This window comes from Rickettsia endosymbiont of Nabis limbatus (genome assembly GCF_965196655.1).
Classification (GTDB): domain Bacteria; phylum Pseudomonadota; class Alphaproteobacteria; order Rickettsiales; family Rickettsiaceae; genus Rickettsia.
In genome coordinates this window covers 230,484-246,478 of sequence record NZ_OZ239771.1, presented here as the reverse complement: position 1 = coordinate 246,478, position 15,995 = coordinate 230,484, and the positions used below count along the sequence as shown (strand labels likewise).

Here is a 15,995-nt window from a genome sequence, read left to right as displayed (position 1 = left end):
AATTCTTCAAGTTCTAACTAAGTAGATTTAATTTTTGGCTTTACCACATTAATAAGCCCAATTAGTAATATTGATTTTATAATACCTGGTATTATAAAAGGTAACACACCGCCGTAAAATGCACCACTTGCTCCTATTAATTTAGTAAGCCACATCCAACCTAAGCTCATAATAATAATATTACCGATTAAACATAATGATATTTGATTTAACAATTTATTAGAAGTAAAAATTTTATCTTTTAAGCTTGCCATAACATATACAGCAATTAAAAAGCCTGCTAAATATCCGGCTGTAGGACCAAATAATATATAAGCTCCGCTGGAAAATTCTCCGAATACCGGCACTCCTACTACGCCAAGAGTTATATAAGATAATATAGTTAAAGGAGCTGTAGTTTTATTATAAGTAAGTCCGATAAACATAACCGCAACGGTTTGCAATGAAATAAATATAGGTTTCATAGGTATTATTATTTGTGAACAAATTGCAAGCAACGCTACTCCTAAAGCTACTTCTATTACTTGCCTTTTAATTACTGGGAAAGAGATTGAACTAAGCTGCATAAGCTACCTCATATTTTATTTTTAAGTAAATAGAACGATCTAAGTTCCTTGTCAACAAACGAAAATAATTAATTTTAATTTTATATATTTTTTAACTAATTTTTTATTCAATAATTCATAATAGTGTCATTTTTATATATACTAGTAAAAATAGTATTAAATAAGAAAAGTAAAAGTAATAATTATATTTATTAAATTAATAACACATGTTAATTTAAATTAAGAAATAAATATTCATTGAGATTTTTATGAAACAAAAACAATTTATTCAAAATGGTAAAATAAACAAAAGCTTAGTTACATTTTATAATGATTTATTAAAAAGCAACCTACTAAAACAAAAAGGAGGTTTTAGTATAACTTACAAATCTATTAGCCCTGATAGTAAAGAAGCAAAGATAATAATAAAAGAAGTTGACCCTATAAGTAAAGAATTTAAAGGTAATTACGAAGTTAGTTTTTATCAAGAAAGCGATGCCTTTTTATATCATATAATTGGTAATTCAAAAGAAAATATGGAAGTTCTAGGAGAAGTATTCAATAGCTTATAATAAATTAAGGGGTTAATCTCTTAGGGTTTAATTCCCCGAAGGTCTGCTTCGTGATATACTAGATGCATGGAAGAAAGCAGTTATATACATAAAAGTGATAATGTCACAGTACTAATATATCATTTAGTAACACCGGCAAAGTATAGAAGAGTAATATTCAAAGAGGAACTAGACGATTATTTATGTAAAATTTGTGAGGACATAGAGGCTCGTTATGAAATTAGATTTTTGGAAATAGGAGTAGATAAAGAACATGTACATTTTTTACTACAGTCAATACTAATGTATAGCCCAACAAAAATAACTCAAATCATAAAAAGTATTACATCTAAGGAAATGTTTAAGAAATATCCAAATCTTAAAGAAAAATTATGGGGAAGTGAGTTTTGGAGTAAAGGATATTTTATGAGCACAGTATGTAAACATGGTGATGAGCGGAAATTACGTAATTATGTAAAAAATCAAGGTTCAGGCAAACCTTCTTATAAAGCATTTCAACAAAAACAGTTAAAACTTTTTGGATAGATACCTCGTAGCTCTGCTGCGAGGAGTATCATTATGAAAGAAAAAAATAATACTATTATTGATATAGAAGAATTTAATAAAAGCAAGGATACAAAAATTTCTGGAGTAAACTCTGGTTTTATAAAACATATAAATGATGGACCAAGCAAAGGTACTTATATGTTTAAACCTATGATAAAATCCGAAGAAATTATCGAGGAACAAGGACCTAAATATCGCCAAGACGAATATGATGAAAAAATAGAACGCAGTAGTGCTTTAATTGAATATACTTTTGGCGGTGTGTTCAAGCAGTACTAAAAGACCAAGCTCCTATAATAGGTTTAGCAATAGATAAGGAAAAAGATGAAGTATTTATGACTTCAAAGTTTTTAGATAATTTTGTTCCAATTGACGTATTTTGCAAAGACAACCAACAAAAATTAGATAATGGGGCCGTTGAAAGATAATTTTTGATAGTAAAATAAGAGGAAAGGAGGTAATAAATATTTTAAAAAAGAAATTCTGTTTAATATAGAGATAAATGTTATTCAATAGTGTAGTAATTTAATAGAGATTTGTTTACAGAGTTAGAATTTTTATTAATAAATTTCTTTAAGCCATTAAAGTTGTTAAAACCACTAATCGTTTTAAATTAAAACATATGGCATTCATAAATTCGGAGAATTGATTTTTGGCAATTCCTATATATCTAACCCGCTTATTATCTTTTGAAAATACCATCTCGAAAGGTGCTCTGATTTTCGTATAATATTTATCAAGGTCAAAATTCTTATCTTTCATATTATTTTTCTTTATTGCACAAAGATGGACTCCCTTTTTAGCTGCTGCATTCTTGGTAGAGATTGTACAATAACCTTTATCAACATATGTAGCACCAGAACTTGGCATAACATGCTTAAAACCTTTGCTATCGGTAACATTTGCAGGGGTAACTGCAACCTTATTGATCATGCCTGATTGAATATCAACACTCACATGTTTTTTATAACCATACCAAAATTTATTCCCTCCCTTACAGCCAATTTTGGCTTGTTTATCCTTTGCAACCTTAGGCAAAGTCTCATTATTCAATTTATCATATTTTTGTGCTCTTAGTTTATCACGTTCCTCCCAGAGATTAGCTTTTGAGATTAAATGAGAAGCATCTACAAATTATCATATTTTTGTGCTCTTAGTTTATCACGTTCCTCCCAGAGATTAGCTTTTGAGATTAAATGAGAAGCATCTACAAATTATCATATTTTTGTGCTCTTAGTTTATCACGTTCCTCCCAGAGATTAGCTTTTGAGATTAAATGAGAAGCATCTACAAAGGTAAATACTTCACCCATATAGCCTTGTACTCGTAGTTGATCGCGGAATTTTGTAAATATTTTTGATAGTAAATTAGTACCTATTTTTTTACGTATTTTACTAAATACACTATAATCAGGTGTCTTTTCTGTAAGAGCAAAATTACAAAACCATTTCGCCGCTGTGCTATCAGCTAAATAACGTTCTAATTCCCGATCAGATAAGTCTTCCATAAATTGTAGCAGCAAACATTTAAACAGCCTCTCTATACCATATCCTTTATAATTAGCTTCGCATTCTAATGCTAATAACTCAGCTTCAACTGCTTTGAATTTGAATAAACTTTTGAATTTACGATATTGATGATCCGCATTTACTAACTCATCTAAACTTACCATTAGCATTTGATACTCTGACATATAAACATATTTTTTATTTTTTTATTATACCTGCTACCCTCTCATCTCGCAACAGTCCCATAATGGTGAAATAATTATAGAAGGGCTAGAAAAGGCTGTTGTCACTTCTTTATATTGTGGGGATAGTGATTTAAATCCAGGTAATTTAGGAATAATAACTAAGCAAGAAAATGGTATAACAAAAAATATTCAAAACTTACGCTATGTTTTATGATAAATGGTTTAATACTGGGGTTTTATTGTCCCAAATTTGGGAGAAAAACCCCGCACTTGCAGTGCGTCGTTTTAACATATAGAATGTGGTGATGCAGTATTACAAAAAGATAAGCCATACAGTGTACGATTGCACTTATCATATAGTATGGGTGACCAAATATCGATATAATATATTGGTTGGTGATATTGGTAGGAGAGTCAAGGACCTAATCCAAGAGATATGTAAGGATAATGGTGTAGAGATATTAAGAGGGAAGATAGCTTCAAATCATGTACATATCTATGTATCTGTGCCACCTTATCAAAGTATTAGTAAGGTAGTACAGTATTTAAAAGGAAAGAGTTCAAGGAAGATTCAGCAAGCATTTCCAGAATTAAGGAGACAGTATTGGGGTAAACACTTATGGGCTGTTGGATATTTTGTCAGAACAACAGGTAATGTTACTGACGAAATGATCAAGGATTATATTGATAAACATGAATCGAGAGATGATAAGTTTGGAAACTTTCAAGTTGAAAACTAGCTATAGCTAAGGCATTGATGCCGTAATCTTAAGCCCTGCATTTGCAATGCAGGGTGGTTAACTAAAATCCTCTAATATGAATAAACAGCTTCCAGTCAAGCTGTTTAGTTACATTTGAGATAACATAGCGTAAGTTTTGTATTGTTGCTAAAATTGATCATGGAGCAGCAGGGATAACAGAGCAAGAACAAAATATAGAAGTTACATTTAATAAGTTTTATAAAAAACAAAACTTACGCTATGAGTGGAAGAGTGATAAATTATTGTAAGAATAATTAAACATGTCAAAGAGGAACAGATTGCAAGCAATACCAATTAATAGAACAGATTACTGTCAATTTTTAACAATTAGCCAAAAGAATTATAGTTTAACCTACTACGCTGAACATGCCAAGAAATGTAGCCATGATGTTATTAATAGATTTTTAGAAAATGAAAAATATACTCCTTCTTTGTTATGGGAACACATTAAGAATGATGTTATCTTTTCATCTAACGGATATACAATATTTGATGATACGGTGTTAAACAAAAGGAATACAAAGAAAATAGAGGTTGCTAGATCGCAGTATAGTGGAGCTACAGGTGGAGTTACTACCGGTATAGGAGTAGTGAGTCTTGTATATTATAACCCCGATATTGATAAGTTTTGGGTAATAGATTATCGCATTTTTTCACCTGATCATGATGGAGCGACGAAACTAGATCACCTACTAAAGATGTTCAATAATGCTGTTTATAGTAAAAAGATTCCTTTTCAAACTGTACTTTTTGACACATGGTATGCTACACACAAAATTATGCAACATGTTGACTCCTTGGGCAAATATTATTATGCCCCTATTAAAGCCAATAGAAATGTTAGTAAAACGTGTGATTACGAGCCTTATAAAGCTGTTAGCAAGTTGATGTTTTTAGATGAAGAAATTAAGAATGGAATGGAGATTCATATAAAAGGATTTGCCAAAAATAAGCATGTTAATTTGTTTAAATTTACTGTTTCTACCAACAGAGTTGATTATGTTGTTACCAATAACAAAACTCAAAAATCTTCTAAAGCTGCACAAGATGAGTTTGGCTTGCGATGGGTAATTGAGAGCATGCATAGAAAAATTAAGCAACTGACTGGTATAGAACGTTGCCAATGCAGAAAACAGCGTATCCAACGTAATCACATTAGTTGTGCATTTCTAGTTTGGGCTTTTCTCAAAAGAACTGCAAATAAAATAGGTAAAACGGTCTACCAAATAAAGTTAGGGCTTTTAGATGACTATATGCAACAACAGCTTCGTTCTCCATCTTTACGATATTTAGAACCAAACATAGCGTAAGTTTTGAAAATATGATTATGGGACTGTTGCGAGATGAGAGGGTAGCAGGTATAATAAAAAAATAAAAAATATGTTTATATGTCAGAGTATCAAATGCTAATGGTAAGTTTAGATGAGTTAGTAAATGCGGATCATCAATATCGTAAATTCAAAAGTTTATTCAAATTCAAAGCAGTTGAAGCTGAGTTATTAGCATTAGAATGCGAAGCTAATTATAAAGGATATGGTATAGAGAGGCTGTTTAAATGTTTGCTGCTACAATTTATGGAAGACTTATCTGATCGGGAATTAGAACGTTATTTAGCTGATAGCACAGCGGCGAAATGGTTTTGTAATTTTGCTCTTACAGAAAAGACACCTGATTATAGTGTATTTAGTAAAATACGTAAAAAAATAGGTACTAATTTACTATCAAAAATATTTACAAAATTCCGCGATCAACTACGAGTACAAGGCTATATGGGTGAAGTATTTACCTTTGTAGATGCTTCTCATTTAATCTCAAAAGCTAATCTCTGGGAGGAACGTGATAAACTAAGAGCACAAAAATATGATAAATTGAATAATGAGACTTTGCCTAAGGTTGCAAAGGATAAACAAGCCAAAATTGGCTGTAAGGGAGGGAATAAATTTTGGTATGGTTATAAAAAACATGTGAGTGTTGATATTCAATCAGGCATGATCAATAAGGTTGCAGTTACCCCTGCAAATGTTACCGATAGCAAAGGTTTTAAGCATGTTATGCCAAGTTCTGGTGCTACATATGTTGATAAAGGTTATTGTACAATCTCTACCAAGAATGCAGCAGCTAAAAAGGGAGTCCATCTTTGTGCAATAAAGAAAAATAATATGAAAGATAAGAATTTTGACCTTGATAAATATTATACGAAAATCAGAGCACCTTTCGAGATGGTATTTTCAAAAGATAATAAGCGGGTTAGATATATAGGAATTGCCAAAAATCAATTCTCCGAATTTATGAATGCCATATGTTTTAATTTAAAACGATTAGTGGTTTTAACAACTTTAATGGCTTAAAGAAATTTATTAATAAAAATTCTAACTCTGTAAACAAATCTCTATTAAATTACTACACTATTGAATAACATTTATCTCTATATTAAACAGAATTTCTTTTTTAAAATATTTATTACCTCCTTTCCTCTTATTTTAACGCGAGTTTCGTATTCAAAAAGTCGCTGTATAGCTGATAAACAGTGGGTTACGGGGATATTGATAATACTGTTTTTGTTATAAAGTGAGTACAAAATACAAATTGCTAATTAAAATATGGTATTTATAGTATAAGAAAAAAGTTTATAGGTTATTGAAAAAACTTTAAGAGCAATAACCTATGATAATGGATTTTACAGAAATATTTTGTTACGTCGATGATTTTTTTCAAGAATTAGACAAGCATACAAATTCAATTACTAACCATAACAACAAATCTGGTCCTAAAAGTCGACTTAACAGAAGTGAGGTAATAACAATTATAATAGGCTACTGGCAGTCATCTTATGATTGTTTTAAGAATTATTATCTGAAGCAAATATGGATTTATCATCAAAGAGATTTTCAATTAGTAAGCTATAGTGTCATTGTCAAATAAAAAGGGACCAGTAAATTGCACGAAAAAGGGACCACTATATGTAAAAATTTTTATGTCAAATGACCTCCAAATTTATAGTTATTAATACGATAACTTTTACCTGTGATGTTTAGTATATGTGCATGATGTACTACTCGATCAATAATTGCATGAGTTAATAACTCATCAGCAAATATTTCATTCCATCTTTCAAAATCCTTGTTTGTGGTAATAATGGTAGATTTATTTTCATATCGTTTAGCAATAATATTAAAAAAATCATCTACTGAATGTTTTGGTAATTGCTTAAAACCTAACTCATCAAGAATTAATAAGTCAAATGATAAGAGTAATTTAACTTTTTTGTGATAGCTATTATCTGCTCTTGCAATATGTAAATTATAAAGCATATCCGATACCGTAGTAAAATATACAGAGTATTCTCGTGTTAAAGCTTTTAATGCTAATCCAATAGCAAGATGAGTTTTGCCAGTTCCAGAATTACCTATGAATATGACATTGCCCTTAGTATTAATATAATCACAAGTAGATAAATCACTTATTACTTTGGCATCAATACTTGGTTGGAACTGAAAATCAAAGTCTTCTAAATTTTTAGTGACTGGTAATTTAGCAGCACTTTTACGACGACGGTAATTATTATCCTTACGGTGAGATTTTTCATCTTCACATAATAGTGAGAGAAATTCTTTAAATCCTAGTTTATTATTTTGAGCATAAATAATCCTTTCATTTAAGCTATTGACTATACCTGATAATCTAAAACTACGTAGGTCATTAAGCAAGTTCTGCATTCTGACCTCCAAACTCTGGCAATGGTAAGTTTACTGCATTACTATTTAAGATATTTTTAATTTTAGAGTAAGAACTTATACCGTAATGTAATGCTCTATGACAAGCTTTATCTATTAACTCATCATTGTAAACCTTACGTAAAGAAATAATACCTCTAGCACAACGTTGCCAATCATTTACTCGTGTTTGTTGTAATAACTCTAATAATAAACTGCAATTATTTCCTATCTGCTGCATTTGTTGTTGATAATGTTCACTATATTCTATAAAACCTGGGCATAGACGTTTATATTTGGCATAATGAGACGGATTAGTGGTAAATATTCCTTTGCCATCTGTTCTAACGTGCCTTGCTATTAAATCATTTTGGATAGAAAATATTTGAACAAGTTTTGGTGATAATTGTACCAGTACCTCACTGTATATATATTTTGCCGGTACGGAATAATAATTATTATCTATGGTGATATGACAATCTTTTGCTACTTTTCGATTATGCCACGATGACAAATCAAACGTTTCTAATGGTAAAGGCATTAAATTATTACTTTCTTCTTGCTCAAATAGTTCCTGAGGAATTTTTTTAGTAGTACCATGTATTCGGTTATTTGCTTTATTTAACCAGTTAGCAAGATCATGTGTTAATTCTTCATATCTATGAAATTTACGTCCAGCAAAAAAATTATTTTTGACATACTTTATTCCTGATTCTACTTTGCCTTTTTCTTGAGGTTGATATACACGACAAGGAGAAAGTAAAATTCCATAATGATCAGCTAAACGTTTGTATTCCTTCTGATATACGGGCTCATAGAAATTGCTATCTACCACTCCAGCTTTAAGATTATCAAGTTTTATTACTTTTGGACTGCCAGCAAAATAATTAAATGCATTGATATGACATTGTATCCATGTTTGACAACTTTGATCAAACACTACTTCATAATAATCAAGGCGACTATAACTTAAACGCATATTAAATACATATGCTTTAACTCTACGCCCCTTAGAATTATACTGTAAGCCTATGTCACCAAAATCTACTTGTGCTTCCTCTCCTGCTAAAGTATGAAAACGAATGCAACTGTTATTTTGTATCTTATATTTTTTGATATAACGGGTTAGCGAACCATAACTTTTTGTATAACCTTGAATTTTTAACTCTTCAAAAATTCTTATGTAACTTAGATTCTTTTCTAATAACTCAATTATTTGTTCGTGCCAAGAATCCAGTGCTGAAGATCGTTCATAGGGTGCAGGAGATTCTGTACCAGACTCTACATAACGGTTTACTATTTTTCTTACTGTTTTACGGTCTATTCTCGTTAGTTTGGCAATATTTCTTTGACTATTGCCTTGCTTATAAAGGGTGATAATTGTTGTGTACATATTTATTCTTATCATTGTATCACTAGATATTTATTTTAATTAATTATCTAGTGAATATTGCACATTATAACCTTATTAGGTTACACCAAATTCTCTGGTCCCTTTTTCGTGCAATTTACTGGTCCCTTTTACTTTAGCAATGACAGGTGATACAAGTATACCGCTCTTCTTAAGCTCATTTGATTATCCAGCTGATGGTTCAAACCTCCACCTTCAGGTGGAGAAACTTTAGTTTGAATAAGTCATAGTCGTCTTATATAAAATAAGTAAGTAGGACTTATTTTATAGGATGACTATGACAGAATATGAAAAAGGGAAACATACGGTATATTATCACAGGTATCACATAGTATGGATAACAAAATACCGTTATAAAGTATTAACCCAAGTTATCAAAGAAAGGATTAGGGAAATCATAGCTCAAGTTTCAGAGGAAATGAATATTAGGATAGTAAATGGGGTGATATCATCTGATCATGTACATATTTTAGTATCGATACCTCCTAATATAGCAGTAAGTGAATTTGTACAAAGAGCAAAAGGTAGAACTTCACGTAGAATACAACAAGAATTCCCAGAATTAAAAAAGAGATATTGGGGGAAGCATTTTTGGGGAAGAGGTTATTTTAGTACAACAAGTGGTCATATCACAGATGAAGTAATTAATGAGTATATAAATAACCATACAGAAGCTCATAAACCAACTTCTATTTCTAACATTAGATTGGAATAAGCTTTAGCTTAAACTCTACGGCACTTCTAGTGCCTATCATCAACCTACCGGCTCTCAGCCGGTAGTGGTTGAGACTCGAATCTGTCCATATGCTGGATATTCTATTGCCATATCCATTACTGCCTTCTCTATCTCTGGATCAACTCTATTCGCTATTATTGGCTTCTTCCGGCTAATCTCATACAACGCTTCTTCACCACCAGTTTCATACAGTTCTTTAAATCTGTAATAACTATCTCTGCTATAGCCCATCGCTTTACATGCTGATGATATGCTACCAAGACTCTTAGCGAGTTCTAGTAATCCTAATTTTGGCTTTATTATTTTTTGATTTAAGTTCATTTCTTATCTCCATTTAATAATTAATTTATTTTACTAAATGTAAGATAAAATCTCAACTATTACAATTTTATAGACTCTTTCTAAAACCCAAATAAGTTCACAGATTACTATATTATTAATAAATATTGATCCTGTTTGATGCTCATATTGGGCTATGTTAATTTACTATATTTGCCTGCTTTTCATCATCTTGCGTTAAATATCTGACTAAAATATTAGTATCCACTCCTATCATATCGATCTCTAATAATTTCATTCATTTCATCACAATTTATAGCTTTTTAGGCTTAGGCAAAATACCTTTTAACTTGCTTACTGAATTATTAATCGGGACAAGAGTTATGTAATTATCTTGGATAATAAACTCAAGTTTAATACCTGAGGTTAAATTTAGCTGTTCTTTTATAAAAATTGGTATAGTTAACTGCCCCTTACTAGTAAGTGTAGAATAATAATTTTTCATAATTACCTTACTTCAAATATAAATTCTTACTTAATATAATAAAGTAAGGAAAAGTATTATTCAATTAAATTATTTCTATTCCATAGAATAATCACTACCAATTAATCAATTTTTTAAAGTAGTTGATTTTATAAGACCAGAAGTAATTTTCATTACTTTTTAAGGCTTTTATATCTAGCAAAACTTACGCTATGTTTGGTTCTAAATATCGTAAAGATGGAGAACGAAGCTGTTGTTGCATATAGTCATCTAAAAGCCCTAACTTTATTTGGTAGACCGTTTTACCTATTTTATTTGCAGTTCTTTTGAGAAAAGCCCAAACTAGAAATGCACAACTAATGTGATTACGTTGGATACGCTGTTTTCTGCATTGGCAACGTTCTATACCAGTCAGTTGCTTAATTTTTCTATGCATGCTCTCAATTACCCATCGCAAGCCAAACTCATCTTGTGCAGCTTTAGAAGATTTTTGAGTTTTGTTATTGGTAACAACATAATCAACTCTGTTGGTAGAAACAGTAAATTTAAACAAATTAACATGCTTATTTTTGGCAAATCCTTTTATATGAATCTCCATTCCATTCTTAATTTCTTCATCTAAAAACATCAACTTGCTAACAGCTTTATAAGGCTCGTAATCACACGTTTTACTAACATTTCTATTGGCTTTAATAGGGGCATAATAATATTTGCCCAAGGAGTCAACATGTTGCATAATTTTGTGTGTAGCATACCATGTGTCAAAAAGTACAGTTTGAAAAGGAATCTTTTTACTATAAACAGCATTATTGAACATCTTTAGTAGGTGATCTAGTTTCGTCGCTCCATCATGATCAGGTGAAAAAATGCGATAATCTATTACCCAAAACTTATCAATATCGGGGTTATAATATACAAGACTCACTACTCCTATACCGGTAGTAACTCCACCTGTAGCTCCACTATACTGCGATCTAGCAACCTCTATTTTCTTTGTGTTCCTTTTGTTTAACACCGTATCATCAAATATTGTATATCCGTTAGATGAAAAGATAACATCATTCTTAATGTGTTCCCATAACAAAGAAGGAGTATATTTTTCATTTTCTAAAAATCTATTAATAACATCATGGCTACATTTCTTGGCATGTTCAGCGTAGTAGGTTAAACTATAATTCTTTTGGCTAATTGTTAAAAATTGACAGTAATCTGTTCTATTAATTGGTATTGCTTGCAATCTGTTCCTCTTTGACATGTTTAATTATTCTTACAATAATTTATCACTCTTCCACTCATAGCGTAAGTTTTGAATTAAATCATACAAGACTATAATAGTACTTAAGCATAAAAGCAACTTTTCTCCTATTTATAAGAATAAATTACTATTAAAAACTATACTTTAACTTTATTAAAAAACTTCAATAATTTATATTAATAATCTCGATATAATATTAAATAGTATGAGCATAGATAATAAACTAAAAGAATTAATCTCTTAGGGTTTAATTCCCCGAAGGTCTGCTTCGTGATATACTAGATGCATGGAAGAAAGCAGTTATATACATAAAAGTGATAATGTCACAGTACTAATATATCATTTAGTAACACCGGCAAAGTATAGAAGAGTAATATTCAAAGAGGAACTAGACGATTATTTATGTAAAATTTGTGAGGACATAGAAGCTCGTTATGAAATTAGATTTTTGGAAATAGGAGTAGATAAAGAACATGTACATTTTTTACTACAGTCAATACCAATGTATAGCCCAACAAAAATAACTCAAATCATAAAAAGTATTACATCTAAGGAAATGTTTAAGAAATATCCAAATCTTAAAGAAAAATTATGGGGAAGTGAGTTTTGGAGTAAAGGATATTTTATGAGCACAGTATGTAAACATGGTGATGAGCGGAAATTACGTAATTATGTAAAAAATCAAGGTTCAGGCAAACCTTCTTATAAAGCATTTCAACAAAAACAGTTAAAACTTTTTGGATAGATACCTCGTAGCTCTGCTGCGAGGAGTATCATTGGTAGATGAAGCCACTTGTTAGTTAAGGGATGTCAAGCCCCGAAACAGCCTTAGCTGCTCCAAAATGATTCTAAGCAAAACTTTAAATAAGTCAATCTGATTTTATAAGTCTTGTTTAATGGATTGATAGTTGCGTAGGTCGAAAAACATCTTCGGTGTTATCTAGTTGCTTGTCCACGGGATCCAGTAATAAAAAATACATATAATAAAGCTCGATTCATCTCGCTTTTTTCTAAATCCCGTGGTCAAGCCACGGGAGGCATTGCCCGCGTGGTTCTGATGTCATTCTTAGCTAAAAGCAGAAATCCAGGAAAAAAAAGCATAAATACAGCAAATTTTTAAAATTAAAAGCTTAGGTTATCTCGCTTTATACTAGATTCCTGCTTTCGCAGGAATGACACGTAACTCATGAATAACATAGGTACAAGCAACTAGATGACATCAAGCGTGCTTTTTAATCTACGCAGACAAAGCTTTATCTAATAAGTTATCCCTTAAATAATTATTCTTCTTGCAAATGTTGTTGCATAATAAAGCTATCACTTATATACTTTACGGGACAAATTAAATCCGCTAAAATTCTGCATGGTAAATAGTAATTTTTATAGGAATCTGGGACCAAGAAAGCTAACGGCAATTGCAGATTTCCTACAAGATTTTATAGAAGCTCCTAAAATTCATGAAGATGCAGCTATTCATGATATTAAAATTTTACAAGAAGCTTCTTCTAATGATATTAGCTTTTTGAGCAATATTAAATATTCTCGGTTTTTAAAAAATACTAAAGCTGTAGCTTGTATCGTGCCAAAAGACTTTACTGGAGAAGCAAATCCCAATACTGTCTTACTGCGTGCTAAGAATTCATATTTTGCTTACGGCAAGCTAATAGATTTTTTCTATGCTCCAGTAAAATCGTATTCTACTAAAATAATGAAATCAGCTTATATTGCAGATTCAGCAACTATAGGTAAAAATTGTTATATAGGTCATAATGCAGTTATTGAGGATAATGTTGTTATAGGCGATAATAGCATAATAGAAGCAGGCAGTTTTATAGGCATTGGGGTGATTATCGGCAGAAATGCTAGAATTGAATCTAATGTATCAATAAATTATTCTGTTATAGGAGATGACGCTGTAATCCTTTCAGGAGCAAGAATCGGACAAGACGGATTCGGCTTTTCTACTGAAAAAGGTATGCATCATAAAATATTTCATACTGGAATTGTTAAAATCGGTAATAATGTTGAAATCGGTGCTAACACTACTATCGATAGGGGATCGCTGCAAGACACTATTATAGAAGATTTATGCCGTATAGATAATTTAGTGCAGATCGGGCATAGCGTTAAAATAGGTAAAGGCTCTATTATTGTAGCACAAGCGGGAATAGCTGGAAGTAGTGTAATTGGTAAATATTGTGCTCTTGGGGGACAAGTGGGAGTCGCCGGACATCTAAATATAGGTGATGGAGCTCAGGTAGCAGCACAAGGTGGTGTAGCACAAAATATAGAAGCGGGTAAGATTGTTGGCGGTAGTCCAGCTGTACCTGTTATGGATTGGCATAGGCAATCTATTATTATGAAACAATTAATAAATAAGAGATCTAAATAAATGACTATCGATATTACCGAAATTATGGATTTGATACCTCATCGTTATCCCTTTTTATTAGTGGATAAAGTAGTTGAAATTGACCCTAATAAATCAATAACTGGTATTAAAAATGTTACTGTTAATGAGCCGCAATTTACAGGGCATTTTCCGGCAAGACCTGTTATGCCTGGGGTTTTAATGGTTGAGGCTATGGCACAGCTTGCAGCTATATTAGTTGCTAAATCTCTCGGCTCTACTAAAAATAAAGAAGTATTTTTAATGGCTATCGAAAACTCAAAATTTCGTAAAGTTGTCCAGCCAGGGGATACAATGCACATTCATGCTACTATTGATCAGCAGAGGGCTAATGTTTGGAAGTTTTCAAGCACAGTTAAAGTTGATGGTGAAATGGCAGCGGAAAGTAAATTTACCGCAATGATCAAAGATAAATCTTAAGGGTATTAGTAGTGTCAAATTCTAATATACACCCAACTAGCATAATTGCCGAAAGTGCAAAGCTTGGTAAGAACGTAAAAGTTGGTCCATATTGTATTGTTGGTCCAGAAGTAGTACTGCATGATAATGTAGAGCTAAAGTCTCACGTAGTTATTGAGGGGATTACTGAAATTGGCGAAAGCACAGTAATTTATCCGTTTGCGTCTATTGGTCAACCTCCGCAAATCTTAAAATATAATAATGAGCGGTCAAATACGATAATCGGTTCTAACAATACTATTAGAGAATATGTTACAGTGCAGGCAGGAAGCCAAGGTGGCGGAATGATTACAAGCATAGGAAATAATAATTTATTTATGGTTGGTGTTCATATCGGTCATGATTGTAAAATCGGTAATAATGTAGTATTTGCTAATTATGTAAGCTTAGCGGGACATATAGAAGTAGAAGACTATGTTATAATTGGTGGCTTATCTGCGGTGCATCAATATGCAAGAATTGGAAAGCATTCAATGATTGGCGGTTTATCACCGGTTGGAGCGGATGTAATACCTTTTGGTCTTGCAAGCAGCAAACGTGCAGTACTTGAGGGGCTAAACTTAGTTGGAATGAATAGGAAAGGGTTTGATAAAGCAGAGTCTTTAAATGCTTTAAAAGTAGTTCAGGAAATCTTTTTAGGTGAGGGTAATTTCACTGATAGAATTAAGCAAGCTCAAGAAAAATATAAAAATAATTCTATAGTAATGCAAATTATTGATTTCCTTGAGCAGGGTAGTAATAGATCGTTTTGTTCTTTTGAGAAGTAATTTTACTATAGTGGTTATTTCTCACAAATGAAAAGATGACGTAAGCCAATTTTCAAATAAAACGAGTATACTTATATTCCTAAAGTATCTCTATATAGCTCAAGCATAGCATCCTGCTCAGCTAGCTTATCTTTATCAAGTTTTTTCAGCTTTAAAACAGTTTTCATTGCCTTAACATCAAATCCGTGCGAAGAAGCATCTTGAAAAATATCCTTAATTTCTTCAGATAGGTCAGCTTTTTCTTGCTCTAATCTTTCTATTTTGCTTAAATATTGCTCTAATTGTTCTTTTACTACTACTTCAGACATAAAAAATTATTTAACCTTTTTGAATTTACTATATAATACAAATACACTTTACATTC

At 31.5% G+C, this 15,995-nt stretch carries 20 protein-coding genes and 1 pseudogene; 12 read left to right on the top strand and 9 right to left on the bottom strand.

Translation table 11 applies throughout. The features are described 5' to 3' along the window. Positions 1–17 precede the first annotated feature (17 nt). Complete coding sequence (locus tag ACOAL3_RS01365; protein ID WP_419235188.1) at positions 18–566, bottom strand: biotin transporter BioY; 549 nt, start codon at positions 564–566, stop codon at positions 18–20. A 248-nt stretch (positions 567–814) separates the two neighbouring features. Between ACOAL3_RS01365 and ACOAL3_RS01360 the strand changes: the two genes are divergently transcribed. From ACOAL3_RS01360 to ACOAL3_RS01350, 3 genes are all read left to right on the top strand, one after another. Next, positions 815–1,117 (top strand): hypothetical protein, encoded by a 303-nt coding sequence (locus tag ACOAL3_RS01360; protein ID WP_419235187.1) that lies wholly within the window; start codon positions 815–817, stop codon positions 1,115–1,117. A gap of 66 nt (positions 1,118–1,183) precedes the next feature. After that, complete coding sequence (gene tnpA, locus ACOAL3_RS01355) at positions 1,184–1,642, top strand: IS200/IS605 family transposase (RefSeq protein ID WP_419234946.1); 459 nt, start codon at positions 1,184–1,186, stop codon at positions 1,640–1,642. Positions 1,643–1,675: 33 nt separating this feature from the next. Then, a complete protein-coding gene (locus tag ACOAL3_RS01350) occupies positions 1,676–1,942 on the top strand; it encodes a hypothetical protein (RefSeq protein WP_395476697.1) in 267 nt (88 codons plus the stop codon). Positions 1,943–2,236: 294 nt separating this feature from the next. Here the strand turns inward: ACOAL3_RS01350 and ACOAL3_RS01345 are convergent, their stop codons facing one another. Both ACOAL3_RS01345 and ACOAL3_RS01340 read right to left on the bottom strand, forming a co-directional pair. Further along, complete coding sequence (locus ACOAL3_RS01345; protein ID WP_419234525.1) at positions 2,237–2,716, bottom strand: transposase; 480 nt, start codon at positions 2,714–2,716, stop codon at positions 2,237–2,239. Positions 2,717–2,870: 154 nt separating this feature from the next. After that, on the bottom strand, positions 2,871–3,356 hold the full coding sequence (locus ACOAL3_RS01340) for a transposase (protein WP_419234524.1): 486 nt from the start codon (positions 3,354–3,356) through the stop codon (positions 2,871–2,873). A gap of 305 nt (positions 3,357–3,661) precedes the next feature. Between ACOAL3_RS01340 and tnpA (ACOAL3_RS01335) the strand changes: the two genes are divergently transcribed. From tnpA (ACOAL3_RS01335) to ACOAL3_RS01320, 4 genes are all read left to right on the top strand, one after another. After that, positions 3,662–4,096, top strand: coding sequence for an IS200/IS605 family transposase (gene tnpA, locus ACOAL3_RS01335; protein WP_419235186.1), 435 nt, complete (start codon positions 3,662–3,664; stop codon positions 4,094–4,096). A gap of 299 nt (positions 4,097–4,395) precedes the next feature. Next, positions 4,396–5,427 carry an IS701 family transposase gene (locus ACOAL3_RS01330; RefSeq protein ID WP_473198145.1) on the top strand — a complete coding sequence of 344 codons (1,032 nt, stop codon included), beginning with the start codon at positions 4,396–4,398 and terminating at the stop codon, positions 5,425–5,427. Between the two features lie 78 nt (positions 5,428–5,505). Then, positions 5,506–6,465: a transposase gene (locus ACOAL3_RS01325; RefSeq protein WP_419234543.1), complete on the top strand. Its 960-nt coding sequence runs from the start codon at positions 5,506–5,508 to the stop codon at positions 6,463–6,465. 322 nt (positions 6,466–6,787) lie between these two features. Then, positions 6,788–7,039 (top strand): hypothetical protein, encoded by a 252-nt coding sequence (locus ACOAL3_RS01320; RefSeq protein WP_419235185.1) that lies wholly within the window; start codon positions 6,788–6,790, stop codon positions 7,037–7,039. A gap of 50 nt (positions 7,040–7,089) precedes the next feature. Here the strand turns inward: ACOAL3_RS01320 and istB are convergent, their stop codons facing one another. Both istB and istA read right to left on the bottom strand, forming a co-directional pair. Beyond that, a complete protein-coding gene (istB, locus tag ACOAL3_RS01315) occupies positions 7,090–7,833 on the bottom strand; it encodes an IS21-like element helper ATPase IstB (RefSeq protein ID WP_419234522.1) in 744 nt (247 codons plus the stop codon). Beyond that, complete coding sequence (gene istA, locus ACOAL3_RS01310) at positions 7,817–9,223, bottom strand: IS21 family transposase (protein WP_419234561.1); 1,407 nt, start codon at positions 9,221–9,223, stop codon at positions 7,817–7,819. Before istA ends, istB begins: the two co-directional genes overlap by 17 nt. A 295-nt stretch (positions 9,224–9,518) precedes the next feature. Between istA and tnpA (ACOAL3_RS01305) the strand changes: the two genes are divergently transcribed. Further along, positions 9,519–9,956 carry an IS200/IS605 family transposase gene (gene tnpA, locus ACOAL3_RS01305; protein WP_419235588.1) on the top strand — a complete coding sequence of 146 codons (438 nt, stop codon included), beginning with the start codon at positions 9,519–9,521 and terminating at the stop codon, positions 9,954–9,956. A gap of 69 nt (positions 9,957–10,025) precedes the next feature. Here the strand turns inward: tnpA (ACOAL3_RS01305) and ACOAL3_RS01300 are convergent. From ACOAL3_RS01300 to ACOAL3_RS01290, 3 genes and pseudogenes are all read right to left on the bottom strand, one after another. Next, positions 10,026–10,298, bottom strand: a pseudogene (locus ACOAL3_RS01300) (helix-turn-helix domain-containing protein); the annotation flags it as partial. 271 nt (positions 10,299–10,569) lie between these two features. Then, entirely contained in the window at positions 10,570–10,761 is a 192-nt protein-coding gene (locus tag ACOAL3_RS01295; RefSeq protein WP_419235184.1) for an AbrB/MazE/SpoVT family DNA-binding domain-containing protein, read from the bottom strand. Positions 10,762–10,945: 184 nt separating this feature from the next. Further along, positions 10,946–11,977 (bottom strand): IS701 family transposase, encoded by a 1,032-nt coding sequence (locus tag ACOAL3_RS01290; protein ID WP_473198145.1) that lies wholly within the window; start codon positions 11,975–11,977, stop codon positions 10,946–10,948. A gap of 304 nt (positions 11,978–12,281) precedes the next feature. Between ACOAL3_RS01290 and tnpA (ACOAL3_RS01285) the strand changes: the two genes are divergently transcribed. From tnpA (ACOAL3_RS01285) to lpxA, 4 genes are all read left to right on the top strand, one after another. Then, positions 12,282–12,740, top strand: coding sequence for an IS200/IS605 family transposase (gene tnpA, locus ACOAL3_RS01285; RefSeq protein WP_419234605.1), 459 nt, complete (start codon positions 12,282–12,284; stop codon positions 12,738–12,740). Positions 12,741–13,358: 618 nt separating this feature from the next. Continuing rightward, positions 13,359–14,387 carry a UDP-3-O-(3-hydroxymyristoyl)glucosamine N-acyltransferase gene (gene lpxD / locus ACOAL3_RS01280; RefSeq protein ID WP_419235182.1) on the top strand — a complete coding sequence of 343 codons (1,029 nt, stop codon included), beginning with the start codon at positions 13,359–13,361 and terminating at the stop codon, positions 14,385–14,387. Then, complete coding sequence (gene fabZ, locus ACOAL3_RS01275) at positions 14,388–14,825, top strand: 3-hydroxyacyl-ACP dehydratase FabZ (RefSeq protein WP_011477847.1); 438 nt, start codon at positions 14,388–14,390, stop codon at positions 14,823–14,825. An 11-nt stretch (positions 14,826–14,836) separates the two neighbouring features. Further along, positions 14,837–15,631 (top strand): acyl-ACP--UDP-N-acetylglucosamine O-acyltransferase, encoded by a 795-nt coding sequence (gene lpxA, locus ACOAL3_RS01270; RefSeq protein ID WP_419235181.1) that lies wholly within the window; start codon positions 14,837–14,839, stop codon positions 15,629–15,631. Positions 15,632–15,702: 71 nt separating this feature from the next. Here lpxA and ACOAL3_RS01265 read toward each other — a convergent pair whose 3' ends face one another. Then, complete coding sequence (locus ACOAL3_RS01265; RefSeq protein WP_011477844.1) at positions 15,703–15,939, bottom strand: DUF2312 domain-containing protein; 237 nt, start codon at positions 15,937–15,939, stop codon at positions 15,703–15,705. Positions 15,940–15,995 lie beyond the last annotated feature (56 nt).

What these genes read in the sequence shown, in the direction of transcription:
- tnpA (WP_419235588.1), top strand. Translation starts at nt 9,519, where the DNA reads ATGACAGAATATGAAAAAGGGAAACATACGGTATATTATCACAGGTAT.
- tnpA (WP_419234605.1), top strand. Translation starts at nt 12,282, where the DNA reads ATGGAAGAAAGCAGTTATATACATAAAAGTGATAATGTCACAGTACTA.
- lpxD (WP_419235182.1), top strand. Translation starts at nt 13,359, where the DNA reads ATGGTAAATAGTAATTTTTATAGGAATCTGGGACCAAGAAAGCTAACG.
- fabZ (WP_011477847.1), top strand. Translation starts at nt 14,388, where the DNA reads ATGACTATCGATATTACCGAAATTATGGATTTGATACCTCATCGTTAT.
- ACOAL3_RS01295 (WP_419235184.1), bottom strand. Translation starts at nt 10,761, where the DNA reads ATGAAAAATTATTATTCTACACTTACTAGTAAGGGGCAGTTAACTATA.
- ACOAL3_RS01340 (WP_419234524.1), bottom strand. Translation starts at nt 3,356, where the DNA reads ATGTCAGAGTATCAAATGCTAATGGTAAGTTTAGATGAGTTAGTAAAT.
- ACOAL3_RS01360 (WP_419235187.1), top strand. Translation starts at nt 815, where the DNA reads ATGAAACAAAAACAATTTATTCAAAATGGTAAAATAAACAAAAGCTTA.
- ACOAL3_RS01320 (WP_419235185.1), top strand. Translation starts at nt 6,788, where the DNA reads ATGGATTTTACAGAAATATTTTGTTACGTCGATGATTTTTTTCAAGAA.
- ACOAL3_RS01325 (WP_419234543.1), top strand. Translation starts at nt 5,506, where the DNA reads ATGTCAGAGTATCAAATGCTAATGGTAAGTTTAGATGAGTTAGTAAAT.
- tnpA (WP_419235186.1), top strand. Translation starts at nt 3,662, where the DNA reads ATGCAGTATTACAAAAAGATAAGCCATACAGTGTACGATTGCACTTAT.
- ACOAL3_RS01365 (WP_419235188.1), bottom strand. Translation starts at nt 566, where the DNA reads ATGCAGCTTAGTTCAATCTCTTTCCCAGTAATTAAAAGGCAAGTAATA.
- istA (WP_419234561.1), bottom strand. Translation starts at nt 9,223, where the DNA reads ATGTACACAACAATTATCACCCTTTATAAGCAAGGCAATAGTCAAAGA.
- ACOAL3_RS01350 (WP_395476697.1), top strand. Translation starts at nt 1,676, where the DNA reads ATGAAAGAAAAAAATAATACTATTATTGATATAGAAGAATTTAATAAA.
- ACOAL3_RS01265 (WP_011477844.1), bottom strand. Translation starts at nt 15,939, where the DNA reads ATGTCTGAAGTAGTAGTAAAAGAACAATTAGAGCAATATTTAAGCAAA.
- istB (WP_419234522.1), bottom strand. Translation starts at nt 7,833, where the DNA reads ATGCAGAACTTGCTTAATGACCTACGTAGTTTTAGATTATCAGGTATA.
- tnpA (WP_419234946.1), top strand. Translation starts at nt 1,184, where the DNA reads ATGGAAGAAAGCAGTTATATACATAAAAGTGATAATGTCACAGTACTA.